This window comes from Dyadobacter subterraneus, from assembly GCF_015221875.1.
In the GTDB taxonomy this organism is placed as follows: domain Bacteria; phylum Bacteroidota; class Bacteroidia; order Cytophagales; family Spirosomataceae; genus Dyadobacter; species Dyadobacter subterraneus.
The window spans coordinates 4,666,895-4,683,649 of sequence record NZ_JACYGY010000001.1; the positions used below are offsets into that span (position 1 = coordinate 4,666,895).

Annotated in this window: 17 protein-coding genes; 7 read left to right on the plus strand and 10 right to left on the minus strand. The window is 38.9% G+C overall.

Annotation, left to right across the window (positions count from 1 at the left end; translation table 11 throughout):
• The first annotated feature begins 68 nt into the window (after positions 1 to 68).
• Together IEE83_RS19430 and IEE83_RS19435 are read left to right on the plus strand one after the other, a co-directional pair.
• Complete coding sequence (locus IEE83_RS19430; protein ID WP_194122168.1) at positions 69 to 1,598, plus strand: phytoene desaturase family protein; 1,530 nt, start codon at positions 69 to 71, stop codon at positions 1,596 to 1,598.
• The gene (locus IEE83_RS19435; protein ID WP_194122169.1) at positions 1,591 to 2,841 is read left to right on the plus strand and encodes an NAD(P)/FAD-dependent oxidoreductase; all 1,251 of its coding nucleotides are present in this window, start codon (positions 1,591 to 1,593) and stop codon (positions 2,839 to 2,841) included. Before IEE83_RS19430 ends, IEE83_RS19435 begins: the two co-directional genes overlap by 8 nt.
• Positions 2,842 to 2,922: 81 nt before the next feature.
• Here IEE83_RS19435 and IEE83_RS19440 read toward each other — a convergent pair whose 3' ends face one another.
• Together IEE83_RS19440 and IEE83_RS19445 are read right to left on the minus strand one after the other, a co-directional pair.
• Entirely contained in the window at positions 2,923 to 3,972 is a 1,050-nt protein-coding gene (locus IEE83_RS19440) for a beta-ketoacyl synthase chain length factor (protein WP_194122170.1), read from the minus strand.
• Between the two features lie 26 nt (positions 3,973 to 3,998).
• Complete coding sequence (locus tag IEE83_RS19445) at positions 3,999 to 5,645, minus strand: glycerol-3-phosphate dehydrogenase/oxidase (protein WP_194122171.1); 1,647 nt, start codon at positions 5,643 to 5,645, stop codon at positions 3,999 to 4,001.
• Between the two features lie 210 nt (positions 5,646 to 5,855).
• Between IEE83_RS19445 and lysM the strand changes: the two genes are divergently transcribed.
• Entirely contained in the window at positions 5,856 to 6,314 is a 459-nt protein-coding gene (gene lysM / locus IEE83_RS19450) for a peptidoglycan-binding protein LysM (protein WP_194122172.1), read from the plus strand.
• 106 nt (positions 6,315 to 6,420) lie between these two features.
• Here lysM and rplI read toward each other — a convergent pair whose 3' ends face one another.
• From rplI to IEE83_RS19470, 4 genes are all read right to left on the minus strand, one after another.
• Positions 6,421 to 6,867: a 50S ribosomal protein L9 gene (rplI, locus tag IEE83_RS19455; protein WP_194122173.1), complete on the minus strand. Its 447-nt coding sequence runs from the start codon at positions 6,865 to 6,867 to the stop codon at positions 6,421 to 6,423.
• 20 nt (positions 6,868 to 6,887) lie between these two features.
• Positions 6,888 to 7,139 (minus strand): 30S ribosomal protein S18, encoded by a 252-nt coding sequence (gene rpsR, locus IEE83_RS19460; protein ID WP_015811483.1) that lies wholly within the window; start codon positions 7,137 to 7,139, stop codon positions 6,888 to 6,890.
• Positions 7,140 to 7,142: 3 nt separating this feature from the next.
• Positions 7,143 to 7,520: a 30S ribosomal protein S6 gene (rpsF, locus tag IEE83_RS19465; RefSeq protein ID WP_194122174.1), complete on the minus strand. Its 378-nt coding sequence runs from the start codon at positions 7,518 to 7,520 to the stop codon at positions 7,143 to 7,145.
• A gap of 139 nt (positions 7,521 to 7,659) precedes the next feature.
• On the minus strand, positions 7,660 to 8,601 hold the full coding sequence (locus IEE83_RS19470; protein ID WP_194122175.1) for a DUF8428 domain-containing protein: 942 nt from the start codon (positions 8,599 to 8,601) through the stop codon (positions 7,660 to 7,662).
• Between the two features lie 140 nt (positions 8,602 to 8,741).
• Here IEE83_RS19470 and IEE83_RS19475 point away from each other — a divergent pair, with 140 nt between their 5' ends.
• Entirely contained in the window at positions 8,742 to 9,404 is a 663-nt protein-coding gene (locus IEE83_RS19475; RefSeq protein ID WP_194122176.1) for a YggS family pyridoxal phosphate-dependent enzyme, read from the plus strand.
• A 24-nt stretch (positions 9,405 to 9,428) separates the two neighbouring features.
• On the opposite strand, the gene IEE83_RS19480 is transcribed toward IEE83_RS19475, so the two are convergent.
• A complete protein-coding gene (locus IEE83_RS19480) occupies positions 9,429 to 10,493 on the minus strand; it encodes a glycosyltransferase family 9 protein (protein ID WP_194122177.1) in 1,065 nt (354 codons plus the stop codon).
• A 156-nt stretch (positions 10,494 to 10,649) separates the two neighbouring features.
• Here IEE83_RS19480 and IEE83_RS19485 point away from each other — a divergent pair, with 156 nt between their 5' ends.
• The 3 genes from IEE83_RS19485 to IEE83_RS19495 all read left to right on the plus strand — a co-directional run bounded on the left by IEE83_RS19485 (position 10,650) and on the right by IEE83_RS19495 (position 11,763).
• The gene (locus IEE83_RS19485) at positions 10,650 to 11,030 is read left to right on the plus strand and encodes a DUF423 domain-containing protein (protein ID WP_194122178.1); all 381 of its coding nucleotides are present in this window, start codon (positions 10,650 to 10,652) and stop codon (positions 11,028 to 11,030) included.
• A gap of 98 nt (positions 11,031 to 11,128) precedes the next feature.
• Complete coding sequence (locus tag IEE83_RS19490) at positions 11,129 to 11,332, plus strand: hypothetical protein (protein ID WP_194122179.1); 204 nt, start codon at positions 11,129 to 11,131, stop codon at positions 11,330 to 11,332.
• Positions 11,329 to 11,763, plus strand: a complete 435-nt coding sequence (locus tag IEE83_RS19495) for a PIN domain-containing protein (RefSeq protein WP_194122180.1) — start codon at positions 11,329 to 11,331, stop codon at positions 11,761 to 11,763. The genes IEE83_RS19490 and IEE83_RS19495 overlap by 4 nt, the downstream gene beginning before the upstream one ends.
• Before the next feature lie 20 nt (positions 11,764 to 11,783).
• On the opposite strand, the gene rodA is transcribed toward IEE83_RS19495, so the two are convergent.
• The 3 genes from rodA to IEE83_RS19510 form a co-directional block, all read right to left on the minus strand.
• On the minus strand, positions 11,784 to 13,067 hold the full coding sequence (rodA, locus tag IEE83_RS19500) for a rod shape-determining protein RodA (protein ID WP_194122181.1): 1,284 nt from the start codon (positions 13,065 to 13,067) through the stop codon (positions 11,784 to 11,786).
• A gap of 50 nt (positions 13,068 to 13,117) precedes the next feature.
• The gene (gene mrdA, locus IEE83_RS19505; protein WP_194122182.1) at positions 13,118 to 15,043 is read right to left on the minus strand and encodes a penicillin-binding protein 2; all 1,926 of its coding nucleotides are present in this window, start codon (positions 15,041 to 15,043) and stop codon (positions 13,118 to 13,120) included.
• Between the two features lie 94 nt (positions 15,044 to 15,137).
• Positions 15,138 to 16,712 (minus strand): NFACT RNA binding domain-containing protein, encoded by a 1,575-nt coding sequence (locus IEE83_RS19510; RefSeq protein ID WP_194122183.1) that lies wholly within the window; start codon positions 16,710 to 16,712, stop codon positions 15,138 to 15,140.
• Between the last annotated feature and the right edge of the window lie 43 nt (positions 16,713 to 16,755).

Genomic DNA, 16,755 nt, shown 5'->3' on the forward strand with positions numbered 1-16,755 from the left:
AATAACAAAATATTTATAAATCTTGCCGGCTTTTCCGGCTGGATAATATATTTGAAACCATCATTTACATGCAGCAAGCGTCTGAAAAGGAGTATGATTTTGTAATCGTTGGCAGTGGATTAGGAGGGTTGGTGTGTGCATACATTCTGGCTTCGGAAGGCCATAGCGTGATTGTTCTTGAAAAAAACCATCAAATCGGCGGCCTTCTTCAGGTATACAGCCGGGACAAAACCATCTTTGATACGGGCGTTCATTATGTGGGAAGTCTGGATAAAGGAGAAAATCTTTATCAGTTTTTCAAATATTTCGGTATTCTGGATAAAATGAAGCTCAAACGAATGGATGAAGAAAAGTTTGATGTCATTCGTTTTGATGATGGATCCGAATATTTTTATGGACAAGGATATGATCAGTTCAAGAAAAACATGTTTGGATATTTTCCGGACGAAAAAGATGTAATTGAAACCTATTGTGCCAAAATAAAAGAAACCTGCGCCAAATTTCCATTGTATAATTTGACCGCCACGGGGCCAAATTACCAGATGGACAGTGACATGATGGAGCTCAATGCCTATGATTATATTTCCTCACTTACTACGAATGAGAGATTGAGAAATGTGTTGGCAGGTACAAATCTGCTGTATGCAGGTGTAAAGGAAATGACTCCTTTTTATGTTCACGCACTTATACTAAATAGTTACTTATCAGGATCTTACAAATTTATAAACGGTGGCTCTCAAATAGCGATCCAGCTGAGCCGTGGAATCAGAAGCTTTGGAGGAGAGATCTTAAAAAGAAAAAAAGTTGTTGGTGCGCAGTATAATGATGCGGGACAAATTACCGGAGTAGTTACTGAAAACGGAGAAATTTTTAGAGGGAAAGAATTTATTTCTAACATACATCCGGCTGTTACCATTGATATTTTTGGAGAAAACCGGTTTCTTCCGGTTTATAGAAACCGGATTCGTTCGCTGAGAAACAGCATTTCAACCTTTATTGTACACCTTACTTTCCAGGAAAATTCTTTTGAATATCTGAATTACAATATTTACCAGCATCATAATGAGGATGTCTGGAGTGGTATCGAATATGATCAGGAAACATGGCCGCAGACTTATTTTGTTTGCACACCATTCATTTCAAAAAACGAAAAATATGCAGAATCCATGTCGATCATGACTTACATGAAAAGTGAGGAGATTGAGGAATGGAGCCATAGTTTGCGAACAGTATCGGAACCGAGTGAACGTGACGAGTCGTATCTGCGCTTTAAAAAACATAAGGAAGAACAAATAATGGTGAGGGTAAGGCAGCTTTTCCCTGGTATTGATGAGAAAATACGGTCGGTCCATAGCACTTCTCCGCTTACTTTTCGTGATTATATCGGGAATAAAGATGGCTCACTATATGGTGTTTTACAAAATTCCGCCTCTCCTACCCGAACTCAGATCAATACAAAAACAAGAATCCCGAATTTGCATTTAACGGGCCAAAATATTGCCATGCACGGCATTTTGGGCGTGACTGCCAGTGCATTTGTTACCTGCTTTTCATTTGTAGATAAAGATAAACTTATTCAAAAAGTCAAAGATGCGTGATCATGCAAAGGTTGATGTAGTGGTTATCGGAGCCGGGCCTGCCGGTACTGTTGCTGCATCATATTTAAAAAAACAGGGATATGATGTTACTATTTTAGAAAAAGAAAAATTCCCCCGTTTTCAAATTGGCGAAAGCCTGCTTCCATGCTGCATGGAACATCTGGACCAGTCGGGATTATTGGAGGCCGTTGTTCCAAAAAATTTCCAGAAAAAGACCGGAGCTGCATTTATGCGTGGGGAAAATCGTTGTGAATTTTTCTTTTCGGAGCAATTTACAAAAGGCTGGACATGGACCTGGCAGGTAAAACGGGCAGATTTTGACATGACACTGGCCGAAGCAACAAGGGCAAAAGGTGTTGATGTAAATTTTGAGTGTGAAGTTTTAAATGTCACATGTAGTAAAGACAAACAAATTGTTGATTATAAGGATATTGATGGAAATAAGTTTACGATTGAAGCCAAATTTATCATTGATTCAAGTGGATACGGCCGTGTTTTACCCAAACTTTTTGATTTGAGTAAACCGTCAGCTTTTTCTCCGCGCGGCGCCATTTTCTCTCATTTGGAAGATAAAAACCGTACGGAAAAAGCTAGTAATAATATCTTCGTCCACTCTTTTGACGATAACAAATCGTGGATTTGGGCTATACCATTTTCCGATGGTTCAACTTCGGTTGGTGTAGTTGGAAACAGAGAAAAAATTGAAGAAATGGCTGAAAATGACGGAGAAAAATATAAAAATTTCATCCGCGAATTTGAAGATCTGAACGGCCGTTTTAAAAATGCAGAGCTAAAATGGGAGCCAAAACATATTCTTGGATACTCGGTCGGCGTGAAACAAATGCATGGCGAAGGATTTGTGTTGTCAGGAAATAGCACAGAATTCCTTGATCCTATATTTTCATCCGGTGTTACTTTTGCCACTGCTTCAGGTCTTCTTTCTGCAAAAATGACGCACAAACATTTACAAGGTGAAACTGTTGATTGGAAAACGGAATATGAAGATGTTGTGCAGGGAGGAATTAACGTTTTCAGAAGTTACGTTACTGGTTGGTACAGCGGCGATTTCCAAACGATTGTTTTTGCACAAAGCGTTAATGAAGATATTAAAAAGCAAATATGCTCTGTATTAGCAGGTTACGTCTGGGATCAATCAAACCCTTTTGTCAAAAAGCATGATACCATTTTACCAACGCTGGCCAAAGTAATTAAAATGAAGGAAAATCCCAAAATCAATTTGTGATAATTTATTTCAAAAGATAAAATATAAAAATGCTTCCTGGCACAGATATCTCTGTTTTAGAAAGCATTTTTCTTTTATCCATTATAGACCTGACATCAAGATAAATCCATTCTGTACGCCTTTATGGTGATTATAAAGCAGAATTTTCTTCGATTTCTGATCTGAATTTTTTGTCAACAAAGTCTCATTGGGCATATTCTTGCCTGCTAAAATATGAGCGCCCATCCATACCCCAAAGGCAACAGCAGTTGGAAAATCGCCGATCAGGTTTTTGTAATTATAGACTGTGCTTTCAGGAAAAAATGTCTCACGCAGCCAATTATACCAATGATCACTTCGGCTATCTCCGTTATATCCCAAAATCAACGTGTCAATTTCTGACAAATCAATCTTATTTCTTTTTAAAAAATAGATAAGCTTCTCTGAAATCCTTTTTTCGTCTGCAAAATTAATCTGCTCAACGTCAACAATTTCCGCAATAGAATTATCCGATTTTTCAGCTTCTGCAACAAACATGACAGCAGCTTCTCCGCAAACCGTTCCAGCTGTAGCTGAGTTTAAAAGCGTTTCAGATGTTGTTTCTTCTTTTTTCCAGGATCCGGCAAGCTGGTCTATATTATAGTTGTAATCAGAAATTTCCTCGATACTTCCAAGCAGCAAAGACTGCGCTTTTCCTTCCCCGAAAAGTAGAAAAGCATCCATCAAAACGCCTTCAAAAGCCAGACCTTTATTGACGTGCGTGGCATTATAACCCGTATTTTTACTCATCAACGCCAGGTTTCCAGCCACGGCATTGGGAGTACTCTGGACAAAATTGGTAGGTGTTAAAGTTCCTTCGTTATAGTCAACAATCTGATTCAGAAATTTAAGACAATCATCCAGGCCACCATTCGCAGTTCCCAGAATAATACCATCCAGATCAGGATTTTTTTGAATTAACGGAAGTCCCGCGCCAACACCAATGCGCACCGCTTTTCCCATTCTTCTCAGCAAACCTGCGGGAATTAAATTTCCATAGGCTGGCTCCAAAGCCACATATCTGTTTCCCCTATTTACTTTGAGCTCTCCTTCAAAGAAAGTCTCCTCATAAGTTGGTTGCGCTGAAATGCAGGATAAATCTTTTATAAACATGTTATGAATTTCACTAAATCAGCCTGTTATACAACCACCGTCCCTGCGGCATTGGCCATGAATTGTTTTATTTCCTGGCTGTATTCCTGAATATATTTTTCTTTAAGAATCCGACTCCAACTCAGCTCCTCACCCATCAGGTCCGCTACCACCGGCAAACACCTTAATGTTGCCTGCCAATCCGTAATTTCCATACGGATTCTTCTAGCTAAAATATCCCGTGGCGTAATGGCCATTTCATTTCTTACACTGTAAATTATCTCTGCTGTGATGTAAGGATAATTCGAGTCCAGTTTTTCTTTTAGCGCAGGGTTGGCGGTAACAAGTTTTCCAATTTCATTCGCTCTCGAACCGTACTTACTTACCAGATGCTTGCTTACATCTTCTGCCAAACCAAAATCCTTAACAAGAAATTTCCAAGAATTGTAATCAAAATTCGCGCCACCGGTCAGTAAATGATTTGCAGTTTTGCAATCATTGTTTTGTTCAAAAATAATGTCTGCCTGATCGATGGTATCCTTTGCCATCAAACGGTATGTCGTCCACTTTCCTCCTAACAAACTGACAAGGCCTGAAACAGAATCTATTTCAATTTCGTGGTCCCTTAATAATGTTTTAGTCGACTTATTTGGATCGGCTGAAAGAAGCGGACGTAAACCTCCGTAACCGGCTTTTATTTTCGAGATATCAATTGCTTTATCCAGATAAGGATTTAAAGTACTGACCAGATAATCAACTTCCTTTTTATTTAAAGTTGACTCATTTATAACATCATCCGAATCCGTGTCCGTTGTTCCTAGCAACATAGAGCCTTCAAAAGGAATAGCGAAAACCACGCGCCCATCCGGCGTTTTCGGAATCAACATGGCATGTTCGCTATTCAAAACTTCGTAAGGAAGTACCACGTGAACCCCTTTACTTGGTCTTATCCGACTTGGTAAAGAGCTATTTGCAAAATGCCTGATTTTATCAGAAAATGGCCCGGTACAGTTGATTATAATTTTTGTATTGATTGTAAACTCTTCCTCAGTTTGGGTATCCCGAACCTTCACGCCGGTTAATTTCCCATCCGCAGTTTTTTCAAACCCGTTAACTTGTATATAATTGGCGACCGCAGCTCCTGCTTCCGAGGCAGAAGTTGAAAGAGCCAGACAATAACGTGCATCATCAAGCTGGCCATCATAATACATGACAGCACTGTGTAATTTACTTCTGTTGAGTGTTGGAATTTTCGTCAGGACCTCCTCTTTTTTCAGCCATTTACTTTTTGGCAGCGAATCATTTGTAGCGAACCAATCGTACATTCTCAATCCAATACTAAAATAAAGCCCTTCAATCCAGGAACTTACCGGCGTCATTAAAGCCAGTGGTCTTGCCAGGTGAGGTGCGTTATTAAGTACAATATGTCTTTCTTCAAGTCCATGACGAACCTGTTTCAACTGGGCAAAATCAAGGTTTTTGAAAGCTTGTTCCAGATAGCGGACGCCGCCATGAATCAGTTTCGTAGAGCGCGAAGATGTTTCGGAAGCAAAATCCTTCCTGTCAATTAAAGCAACTTTATAACCTCTCAAAACAGCATCCAGTGCACAACCTGCTCCACTTGCGCCGGCTCCAATAATACAAATATCAAAATGCTCATTTTTTAATCTAAGGAGTGACTCGTTACGATTCATGCAAAGCGGGTATAATATTTGTACCTATTAGTAAGATACAAAAGTACAAAGTTGAACATTGTTATCGCATTAAATAATTTATAAAATAAATTCTATCGATGAGGTGACGTCTTTGCTATTTTTCCGTCTGAGAGTTGTTGTATTTCAAAAATACAGTAGCTTTGAACTCAATAGTTAAACTTTTTTTACACACAAAAAACAAATATTACCATGGGACTAATGTCTTTTTTTCAGGGAGTAGGAGAAAAAATTTTCCACAAGGAAGCAGCAGCAGCTCCAACACCGGAGACAGAACCACTTCGTGCCAGTGCTCTTTTGGCTCACGTAAAGCAACTTGGATTGGCATATAATTCCCTGTCGGTAAAAACTTCAACCGATACTGTAACCATCGAAGGTGAAGTTGCCAAACAGGAAGACGCAGAAAAAATCGCTCTTGCAGTTGGTAATGTGGAAGGAGTTAAGATCGTAGATAACCGCCTGAAGGTTGCTACACCAGCCCCGGAAGCTACTTATCATACAGTTGTAAAAGGAGATACGCTTTCTCTGATCGCGAAAGCGGTTTATGGAGATATGATGAAATATCCGATTATTTTTGAGGCGAATAAGCCAATGTTGACACATCCGGATAAAATTTATCCAGGTCAGGTATTAAGAATTCCGGCATTGTAATAGCCATCAGCTTTCGGCAGTCGGCTTTCAGATTTTGAAAACAGACAAATAAAAAAATGACAACTCTTTCGGGTTGTCATTTTTTTTTTTCGAAGAAGACTGATAATTAATCTTCTGCTGCGATTACGTTCAAAGTTACTTTGTGTTTCACTTCTTTGTGTAGATCGATAAGTGCTGAGTAAGTACCAACAGATTTTACGTCATCAACAGTAATTTTCTTACGGTCGATATCAAAACCTTTTGATTTAAGTACGTCTGCAACCTGAGTGTTGGTAACACGTCCGAAAATACGGCCGCTTTCTCCAACAACAGTGCGAATGTCAATTGTCAAATCGCCGATTGCAGCTGCGATGTCTTCTGCATCTTTCTTAAGCTTTTCAGCTTTGTGAGACGCCTGACGTACGTTTTCTGCAACGATTTTACGATTAGAGTCATTAGCCAATAAGGCAAAACCCTGCGGAATAAGGTAGTTACGACCGAAACCCGCTTTTACATTCACGATGTCGTTCTTATAACCTACTCCGGCAATATCAGTTATTAGTATGATTTCCATTGTTAGTATCTCTTTCTATTTTATTTCAATTGATCAGCAACAAATGGCAATAAAGCCAAGTGACGTGCTCTTTTAATTGCCTGAGATACTTTACGCTGGTATTTCAAGCTAGTACCTGTAAGACGACGTGGCAAGATCTTTCCCTGCTCATTTACAAGTTTCAACAAAAAGTCAGGATTCTTGTAATCAATGTACTTGATGCCTGCTTTCTTAAAGCGGCAATATTTTTTGCGGTTGATGTTTTTTTCAACCGGTTCGTTTACGAGTGACATAGCTTATGCTTCGGTTTTAGATTCAGTTGTTTCTTCCTTCTTTCTGCCAATCAGACCTTTACGTTTTTTCTCGTTGTAAGCAAGAGAATCTTTGTCAAGGGCAATTGTTAAAAAACGCATAACGCGTTCATCACGACGGAATTCTGTTTCCAAAACATCAACAACAGCTCCACTTTCAGATGCATACTCAAACACATTGTAATAACCTGTGTTTTTCTTTTGGATAGGGTAGGCTAGCTTACGCAATCCCCAGTTTTCTTCGTGTACAAGCGTACCACCATTCTCAGTGATAAGCGTACGGAATTTTTCAACGGCGTCCCTCATCTGAGCCTCAGACAAGATGGGAGTTAGAATGAACACCGTTTCATACTGCTTAGACATACGGCAAATATTTAAATATAAATTGATTTTAATTCTCATTCGGGATTACAGGAATCCATAATGAGGGTGCAAAAATAGGGCTTGGAATTGAGAATTCCAAGCCCTATTTGTATTTATCAGAAAGTTAAGCTGTTATATATTATTTAACAGTAAAATCTCCCTGTCCTATTTTGAATCCTTCACTATATACTTCGATTGCATATTTCCCAGCTTTCATCGGAATTCCACCGCGACCATAGAAAATATCAACCTGCTGACGGCTATTTGTAAAGTTTACAGTTTGTTTCGAGCTGTAAATCATTTCTTTGCCATTAAAGCTGAATGCGCCTGAGCCTGTTGCCATATCCGAAAGCACTGCTCCATCCGGATCAAGAATTCGAAGATAAATATCTTTTTCATTTTGTTTGGCCACTGCGTTTTCACCAAGCTTGAAGCTAACTCTCAATTTATCAATACGTTTCGCTCTGAATTTATCACCATCACGTTCTTTCCCTTTTGCAGAAACAGCGTGAATAGAAAGCTCCTCAGTACGAAGTGCAGAAGCCAAAGTGACTTTTTCTGCCAACTCACGATTTTGAGCTGAATAATTGTTAACCGAATCATTCAACTGTTGTTTTTCAGATTCGAGACCAGTTACCTGCTGGCTTAGTTCCTGATTTTTACTTGTTACAATTCCGAGCTCCTCACGCAGATTAGCGATTTCCGTATCTTTTTGAGATAATACATTTTCATAAGATTTTATCTTCTTATCAAAATTCGCCGCAGAGAAATTATTTACGTTTTTAAGTTCTTCTTTATCTTTTTCAAGTTGTTTCTTCAATTCAATCAAAGAATCAACACTTCCACCTAATTGCTGTATCTCGGCAATTTTTGTATCCAGTTCAGCAGAAATAGAATCCAGTTTTGTTTTCGTAAACAAAACCTCTTCGGTTTTTGCAGTAATAATATCGTCTTTAACCCTGTTTTCCTGTTTTTCGTGATAGATAAAATAAACAAGTACCAAATTAAGCAATGCTAAAACGGCCAGAGCAGCCCATAGAAGAGTTTTCCGATCTTGCTTTTGTTCTTGATTATAGTCCATATAGAGAGTTAATTTTTTAATTAGTTGGTAAAAGAACTATGTTTTTTTCAATTTTGAAATAAGTTAAGACCGATTTGTGAAAACTAACTTTCAAATATTCGGTATAAATCATTCATTATCAAAAATTTCATATCCATATAATGCCTGACATTGCCCAAAACATCAAGCAAATTGAAGATCAGTTACAACAAAAGGCACGGTTAATTGCTGTGACCAAAACCAAACCGGTTGAGGTTCTGGAAGAAACTTACCAGGCAGGTTTCCGTCGTTTTGGTGAGAACAAAGTTCAGGAAATGACGGCAAAGTACGAAGTTTTACCCAAAGATATCGAATGGCACATGATTGGGCACCTTCAATCCAACAAGGTGAAATACATGGCGCCCTATGTTGCGATGATCCACTCTGTTGATAATTTCAAACTTTTAAAAGAGATCAACAAAGAGGCTGCAAAAAACAACCGGGTTATTGACTGCCTTCTTCAAATATTTATAGCCGAGGAAGAAACCAAATTCGGTCTTTCAGATGAAGAAGCGAAAGAAATTCTCGAATCCGGTGACTTGGTTTCCCTTACAAATATCCGGATTGTCGGACTGATGGGTATGGCCTCAAATTCTGATGACGAAGAAAAAGTTCGACTGGAATTCCGTCATTTAAAAACGCTTTTTGATTCTTTCAAAGTTTATGAAAAAGCCAACATAGAAATGCGTGAGATTTCCATGGGAATGAGCGGAGATTTTTTGCTGGCCGTCGAAGAAGGAAGTACGCTGGTCAGAGTTGGAAGTGCAATTTTCGGCGCCAGATAATTTAATTCTGCTTTAACGAGAGGATTATTCTCCTTTCGTTAAAGCAGAAGTTTCAAGTGCATTAGCAACCTTCTCCTTCACGAATTCGCAGGAAAGCTCAGAACACATTTTCCCTTCCTGACGAACAAAAAAAGCATTTTCCTGCCGCCCGTAACTTCCTGAATAGGGATTATAGGAAGGAAACGCGCCTAAAGAACCCATCAAAATAATACCTGTTGTTCCACCGGCATTAGCCAAATGTGACGGCCCACTATCAAGACCAATAAAAAAATCAGCTCTTCTGATAACTTCTGCGGTTTCCAGAATAGAAAGCTGCCCGCATAAATTTCTGTAAGACGATTCCTTCGTTGTCAAATTACTTTTAAGTCCTATTTCAACAATATGATAAGAATAATTTTCAGAAAGCCACTGTACAAGCTGATCCCAACGCGCTGCCGGCCAGTCTTTTGGAGCATAGTTGGATTGACAATGGATAACGATAAAATTTTCAGGCAAATGAAGAGAATCTGCCTTTTGCCTGTGTTGATCCTGTAAATATAATCTTGGCTGATCGTCGGCCGGAAATGGAGTTCGGCTATTAATCAAATCAGCAGTCTGAGCAAAAACTTCCAGCAAATTGCCGAAGTTGAAATAGGTATGTACATTAATTCCCTTCCGATCAGCAATAGGATTGTCAAGAAAAACCTGACATTTCGCACAGTGATTATTATTACTGAATTGAAGTGGATAGACTTTATCAAAAACGTTTTTTTCAAACAAAATCCTGCGTTGTGTAACACAAAACTCACCGAAAGTTTCATCAATCGATGGATTAAAATCAATCAATTCATGATAGGAAGGCTTAACAAACCAGACAATAAACGCATTGGGATGCAACGAGCGGACATATCTGCTTATAGGCTCAGCGGCCACAATATCTCCAAAATGTTCAGTTCTTACAATCGCAATCAACTCCTGACCCGGTGCAAATTTGGCTTTTTTCTTTTTGAAATAAATCCAGGCCTGGTAAGCCAAAAGGTGGGCTTTAAGAATATGTGAATACTTAAAATAGCGGTGTGTCCAAAGCTGTCTAAAACGTTCTATTGTCATTTTGTAATCTTTTCCCGGCATTATTTTTCCGGATTTTCTATTCTGCCTGCAAGTTAAAATAAATTTTCATCAAAGAGTTGGTTGCCCTTTTTCCCGAACCTAACTTTGCTCTAAGTCATCATGACGAAAAAGAAAACTTTCAAACGATCAGTATATATGAAATTTATAATTCAGGCGGGCGGTATTTTAGGTGCATTAGCCGTAGCACTTGGCGCATTTGGCGCGCATGCATTAAAAGGAATGCTGGAAGCCTCCGGCAGAATGGACACATTTGAAACGGCTGTAAAATACCAGTTTTACCATGCGTTAGCCATGATTTTAATCGGTCTCTTATTACAGCGCGCAGGAGAAGATGCAGTAAAATTACTAGGCTGGTCTGGTCACGCTTTCATTTTTGGAGTAATTATATTTTCAGGATCGTTATACGCAATCTGTTTTACTGGCATAACAAAATTTGGAGCAACCGCGCCTATTGGGGGTTTATTGCTGATTGTTGGATGGATATTGCTGGTAATGGCGGCCGGAAAGTTGGCTTAATTTTTTTTATTAAGCAGGAATATCATCATTAATCAACTCACAATATACAGGTTGACTGTTGATCATAAGTTTATTATATTTGTTTAAAAGGATAACAAATGATAATTGAACAGCAAAATCAGGATTTGGTTATTAGAGTTACAGCACCGGCAGATATCAGAGCGACTCAAAAAGTTGTGGACTATCTTAATTTGATGGAATCTATTTCTAAAAATCAGGGAACAGAAGAACAAGCTACCGAAGTAGCACGTGATGTTCATAACGAATGGTGGATAAAAAACCGCAGCCTGTTCATTAAATGATCGTAATCATTGACATGAATATTATGTTTAGTGCAGTGATTGCACCAGACAGCCGGATAGGACAAATAATTGCTCACCCCTCTTCTCCATTTGAGAAAATAAGCTGTTATTATGCTTTTATTGAGTTGTTTAAACATCAACCCCAAATTATAAAGTATTCAAAAAGATCTCAAAATGAGGTTTTGGATATTTTATATTCAGCATTGAGACATATTGAGTTTTTTAACGAGACACTGATCGAACAACAGCATTGGAAAGAGGCTGAACGTTTAACTATTGATGTTGATGCCTTTGACATTAATTATGTAGCCTTGACTTTACAAACAAATGGTTGGCTATGGACGGGAGATAAAAAACTAGTCAACCATCTAAATACGCTAGGTTTTGACCGTACGATTACCACTGCCGAATTATTCGAAAAATTGGTTTAAACTTCTGATCTTCAATAAAATTAACCCCTAGAAAGCGTAAATGGCCTCTGCGCATCTATCTTCAAAAAGATAAATAACAAAACAGAAAACGACCAAAGGGACGATCCTCCGTAACTGAAAAACGGCAATGGAATTCCGATAACCGGCATTAATCCAATTGTCATTCCGATATTCACCAGGAAGTGAAAAAAGAAAATTCCTGCTACGCAATAGCCGTATACACGAGCGAATCTGCTTCGCTGTCGTTCTGCCAGGACAACGAGTCGGGAAATCAATAATATAAATAGCGTGACAACTACGGCAGTTCCGACGAAGCCGTGCTCCTCGCCTACTGTACAGAAAATAAAATCAGTACTTTGTTCAGGTACAAAGTCAAATTTTGTTTGCGTTCCCTGCAAAAATCCTTTTCCTGTAAAGCCACCTGAACCAATTGCAATTTTGGATTGAATAACATTCCAGCCAATTCCGCGAGGATCAGAATCCGGATCCAAAAGCACCATAATCCGTCCGCGCTGGTGTTTTTGCAAGACATTATTCATAAAAAAATCTACACCAAAAACGATGGAAATCATGACAAATGCAATCAGGACGGTTGCCATAAGTCCACCTCGCCGACGCGTCATAACGGGCATGGCCCAAATCACAATTCCCGCAATTATAATGATAGCGCCGGAGATATACCAGGAATTATAAAGCAAAGAAATAATCAGCAGTGCTGCGGAAGTAATACCAATGGCCGGAATAAATCCAGGCATTCCCTCACGATAAAGAATAATTGCAAACGACGCAAAAACGAGCATCGAGCCTGTTTCATTTGACAAAAGAATCAGAACCGATGGCAGAGCGATAATTCCCAAAATAGGATAATAATCTTTTAATTTTCTGGATAAACTAATGGCGGGATCACTTAAATATTTCGCTATCGCCAGACTCACAGCAAGGTTAGCAAACTGCGCCGGTTGAAGGGACATTGGTCCAAATTTTATCCAGGACCTAGAACCGTTAATATTGGACCCTGCAAATAAAACGACGACCAGTAGAAATATTACGATTGCATAAATGATAAATGAGAACGTCTCATAAAATTTATAATCAATGACTAAAATGCAGATAATCAATATAAAAGTAGTACCGATCCACATGAGCTGCTTACCGGCATTATTCGATAAATCGAAAATACTGCTATGTGTTTCCGGATTGTAAACAGCGGCATAAATATTGACCCATCCTATCCCAAGACATGCGATATAGATCAGCACGACCATCCAATCGACGTTTTTGGTTATGGGTTTTCCCTCTTCCATTACTTAACTTTTATACTATTGATGAATTAATATTATTGAACTGACCCGAATTAGAATTTCTTAAACCAATTGATCTCTGATGGGATTGGTTTTTCAATCGGTGCCATCGGAATTCCTTGTCTTCTTTTAACTGTATCTTTTACAACTGGCTTAGGCGGAGCAGGCAGAATTACATTTTTCATAAAATCCGCTTTCATAATTCTTTCTTCCAAACCCTTATTTGTAACTTTCCTTGTCAGGTATTTTTCAATGATAAGGTTGGCAATTGGTGCCGCTGCCGAACCTCCCGCTCCTGCATTTTCAACAAAAACTGCAATCGCAATTTTCGGGTCGTTCACAGGCGCGAAGGCAATAAAAATGGAATGGTCCATCCCCCTTTTGTTTTGGGAAGTTCCCGTTTTACCGGCAATCTCAATCCCTTCCACTTTTGATCTTCTGGCCGTTCCGCCTTCTACCGCGCCCACCATTCCTTCAATCACGGGTTCAAAATTATGAGGAGCAACGCCTGTTTCATGTCTCACCATAAAATCAGGATTTACCGTTTTGCTTTCTCCAACGCCGTGGATCACGTGAGGCGTGTAATAATAACCTCTGTTTGCAATAATGGCAGCTACGTTTGCCATTTTTAAAGGCGTGATCAGGATTTCTCCTTCACCAATACTCAACGAATAAATATTTGAAAACTTCCAGCGATTTTCTCCGTAGATCTTATCGTAATATTTTTTGTCCGGTAAATTCCCTTTTCGTTCACTTGGTAAATCAATTCCCAACTGCTGGCCTATACCAAATTTACTGATTTTATCATGCCAGTCGTCCAGCCCGGCGGCAGAAGCTTTGAAGGTATTTGAAATCTTGTTATTGTAAATAATCCTGCGAAAAACATTGTAGAAATACGGGTTGCAGGAATGTGTTACACCTAGCGCAACCGTCGGCGTGCCGGGGTGATTGTGACAGCCAATCGGACAATTTGCATGCGTAAAACCACTATTCGGCGTAATAACGCCTTCTTGTAAACCAATTAAAGCCTGAATTAATTTAAAAGTAGAACCTGGCCGATAACTCGCCATAACCGGACGATTAAATAACGGTTTGTATGGATTTCTATAAAGCGCAGTGTAATTTTTGGAAAAATGCCTTGTTGCCAAAAAGTTTGGGTCATACGTAGGAGCCGAAACCATGGAAATAATCTGACCCGTTTTAGGTTCGATTGCCACAATACTTCCCACTTTATTAACCATCAAACTATCTGCGTATTGCTGAATGTCAATGTCAATACCTGAATAAAGATTTTCCCCGGCAACAGCCATCGTATCCAGTTCGCCATTTTTCCAGGCACCTTTGTAAACGCCGCTTACATTTTGCATGACAAACTTGGTACCACGTTTCCCGCGTAATACGTTTTCGTAAATTTTTTCGATTCCCGTTTGACCGATGTAATCACTTTGACGGTAGTAAGGCTCTTCCTGCTTCTCAAGCTGTGTTTTACTAATCTCGCTTACATAACCTAACGTATTAGCTAACGTTGCGCCTTTGTATGTCCGCATCGAACTTTTTGCAAATTCAAAACCGGAATAATCCACCATAATGTCCTGGATAGATGCGAAATCTTCTTTGGATAATTGCCGTAGAAACAAGGAAGGCTTATTTCTCGAATAAGCACCGGCTGCGATAATCAGACTATCAAATTCGCGTTTTTCAATACCCAACACTCTGCAAAAACGCAAAGTATCATCCACCTTTACTTTGTTAGGCGTAACCAGCAAATCATAAACTGGGGTATTATATACAATCAGTTTTCCGTTTCGGTCATAAATTTGACCACGGAAAGGAACTTCAATTACACGTTTGATGGAGTTACTGGACGATTCTATGGAATAACTTTCATCCAGTACTTGAAGATAAAATAAACGAAACAGGTAAATAAAACCTATTAAAGCAAAAAAGCCAATAATTACAAAGCGACGATTTTCAAGCATTCTGCACTAAATATTCCTGTTCTCACAATTTTGACACGAAGTTCGTGATATCGAAAGACTTATCAAAGCCCTTTGATACCTAAAATATCAAATGCTATTCCCCTATCGGAACGACCATAATTACGTCCTCTTTATCAATCACTACCGCCCCTTCCGGAAGTCCCTTAGGCTTACGGACGTATTTTTTTGGTGTTACAATAACAGGACATAAACTATCCGTCCGCCGTTTGGAATGCCAGGCAGCCAGTTGAGCTGCTCTTTCAATTACAGGGGCAGGGAATTTCTTGCCAGACTGATGTTTTATTACAACGTGAGATCCTGTAACGTCTCTTGCATGGAGCCACAAATCTTCTTTATGGGCATACTGTTTGGTCAATAAATCATTGTTTTTAGCATTTTTTCCGATCAAAATAGAATAACCAAGAAAATCTATTTTTTTGAATAAATCAGCCTGTTCAACCGAAGCTGTATTCCCGCCATTCAATCCGTTGGCTTTGATAAATGTCCTGAGCTCTCGTAATAATTCGATGGTTTCAATCGATTTAACATAACCTATCATTTTCTCTTTTTCTTTTTCTCTTGCATCCAGACTGTCGTGCAAACGGGCAATTTCAATCTTTTCGTTTTTTGATTTCCGGTAATAACCTTCCGCTGTTTTTTGTGGCGTAAGATCCTTTTTCAGACGTATTTTTATGGGTTGGTCACGGTAAAAATCATATAATTCCACTGAGTCTACGCGTTCAGGAATCAGATGAAGATTGGCCATAATGATATTGGCGATCTCATCATTCTTGGTCCCTTCTTCCAGCTCGACTAATTTCTTAAACGTGTTGTCAAGATAATTTTCAGTTTGAGCAATACGCTTTTTCAGGATTCTTAAAATCTCAGCCTTTTCCCTTTCAATACCCGTAAGACGAATAAACGCATAATAATATGCGTTTAAAGCTTCAATTGGATCGCTGTAAGTTTCTACGATTTCTCCAACCGGCAGCAATGAAAGTACGGGAACAAGCTCAACTTTTGTGATGTAGAAAACAGGGTTTTTAAGTTGTTTTAATACAGAATGAACAATGTCCCAACGCTTTTCAGCCTGGGTTATTTCCTGCAATAAACCATTCAGATATTTATTCACAAGCTTTCCAAAAGTCGGGAAAAGAGGTTCGAAGCTCAGATCATTAATTACAAAAGCTTGAAAAGACTGGTCAATAGGTCGATCCAGTGTTTCCAGCGAAAGCGTTAAATCGGTTGCTAGTTTATTATTAAATAACTGATTAACAGATCCGTCTTTATCAAAAGCAATAAGATTGGAACGGTTTCCAAATAGCTTTAAAACAAGGACCTCACCATTTTTAAAAATAATTTCAATAGCCCTTTCATTAGTAAAAACCCGCACATGAACAACTTGCCGGTCGTATAAATGAGTGAATAAATTAACACTGTTTCTTCGCGCGCGGTCAAACTTGTCGGGAAAACTCAGACAAGCGAAGTCAGAGCGTAATGTAGCTTTGATAAAAAAAGGTTTTTGTAAAACTTCTTCAATTTCAGATTCGGCAAATACCAAAACAATCTCATCCTTTTCCTGGCTGAATGCTTCAATGAATTTTTTTCCGGCCAATTCCTGGTTAAGGCGCGGAGCAAGTTTTTTTAAGAAGTAATAATTTTGGTGCACTTTGTTTGTTTTAACTATTGTTACTTTCCGATTATGGTTACAC

What these genes read in the sequence shown, in the direction of transcription:
- IEE83_RS19430 (WP_194122168.1), top strand. Translation starts at nt 69, where the DNA reads ATGCAGCAAGCGTCTGAAAAGGAGTATGATTTTGTAATCGTTGGCAGT.
- IEE83_RS19435 (WP_194122169.1), top strand. Translation starts at nt 1,591, where the DNA reads ATGCGTGATCATGCAAAGGTTGATGTAGTGGTTATCGGAGCCGGGCCT.
- IEE83_RS19440 (WP_194122170.1), bottom strand. Translation starts at nt 3,972, where the DNA reads ATGTTTATAAAAGATTTATCCTGCATTTCAGCGCAACCAACTTATGAG.
- IEE83_RS19445 (WP_194122171.1), bottom strand. Translation starts at nt 5,645, where the DNA reads ATGAATCGTAACGAGTCACTCCTTAGATTAAAAAATGAGCATTTTGAT.
- lysM (WP_194122172.1), top strand. Translation starts at nt 5,856, where the DNA reads ATGGGACTAATGTCTTTTTTTCAGGGAGTAGGAGAAAAAATTTTCCAC.
- rplI (WP_194122173.1), bottom strand. Translation starts at nt 6,867, where the DNA reads ATGGAAATCATACTAATAACTGATATTGCCGGAGTAGGTTATAAGAAC.
- rpsR (WP_015811483.1), bottom strand. Translation starts at nt 7,139, where the DNA reads ATGTCACTCGTAAACGAACCGGTTGAAAAAAACATCAACCGCAAAAAA.
- rpsF (WP_194122174.1), bottom strand. Translation starts at nt 7,520, where the DNA reads ATGTCTAAGCAGTATGAAACGGTGTTCATTCTAACTCCCATCTTGTCT.
- IEE83_RS19470 (WP_194122175.1), bottom strand. Translation starts at nt 8,601, where the DNA reads ATGGACTATAATCAAGAACAAAAGCAAGATCGGAAAACTCTTCTATGG.
- IEE83_RS19475 (WP_194122176.1), top strand. Translation starts at nt 8,742, where the DNA reads ATGCCTGACATTGCCCAAAACATCAAGCAAATTGAAGATCAGTTACAA.
- IEE83_RS19480 (WP_194122177.1), bottom strand. Translation starts at nt 10,493, where the DNA reads ATGACAATAGAACGTTTTAGACAGCTTTGGACACACCGCTATTTTAAG.
- IEE83_RS19485 (WP_194122178.1), top strand. Translation starts at nt 10,650, where the DNA reads ATGAAATTTATAATTCAGGCGGGCGGTATTTTAGGTGCATTAGCCGTA.
- IEE83_RS19490 (WP_194122179.1), top strand. Translation starts at nt 11,129, where the DNA reads ATGATAATTGAACAGCAAAATCAGGATTTGGTTATTAGAGTTACAGCA.
- IEE83_RS19495 (WP_194122180.1), top strand. Translation starts at nt 11,329, where the DNA reads ATGATCGTAATCATTGACATGAATATTATGTTTAGTGCAGTGATTGCA.
- rodA (WP_194122181.1), bottom strand. Translation starts at nt 13,067, where the DNA reads ATGGAAGAGGGAAAACCCATAACCAAAAACGTCGATTGGATGGTCGTG.
- mrdA (WP_194122182.1), bottom strand. Translation starts at nt 15,043, where the DNA reads ATGCTTGAAAATCGTCGCTTTGTAATTATTGGCTTTTTTGCTTTAATA.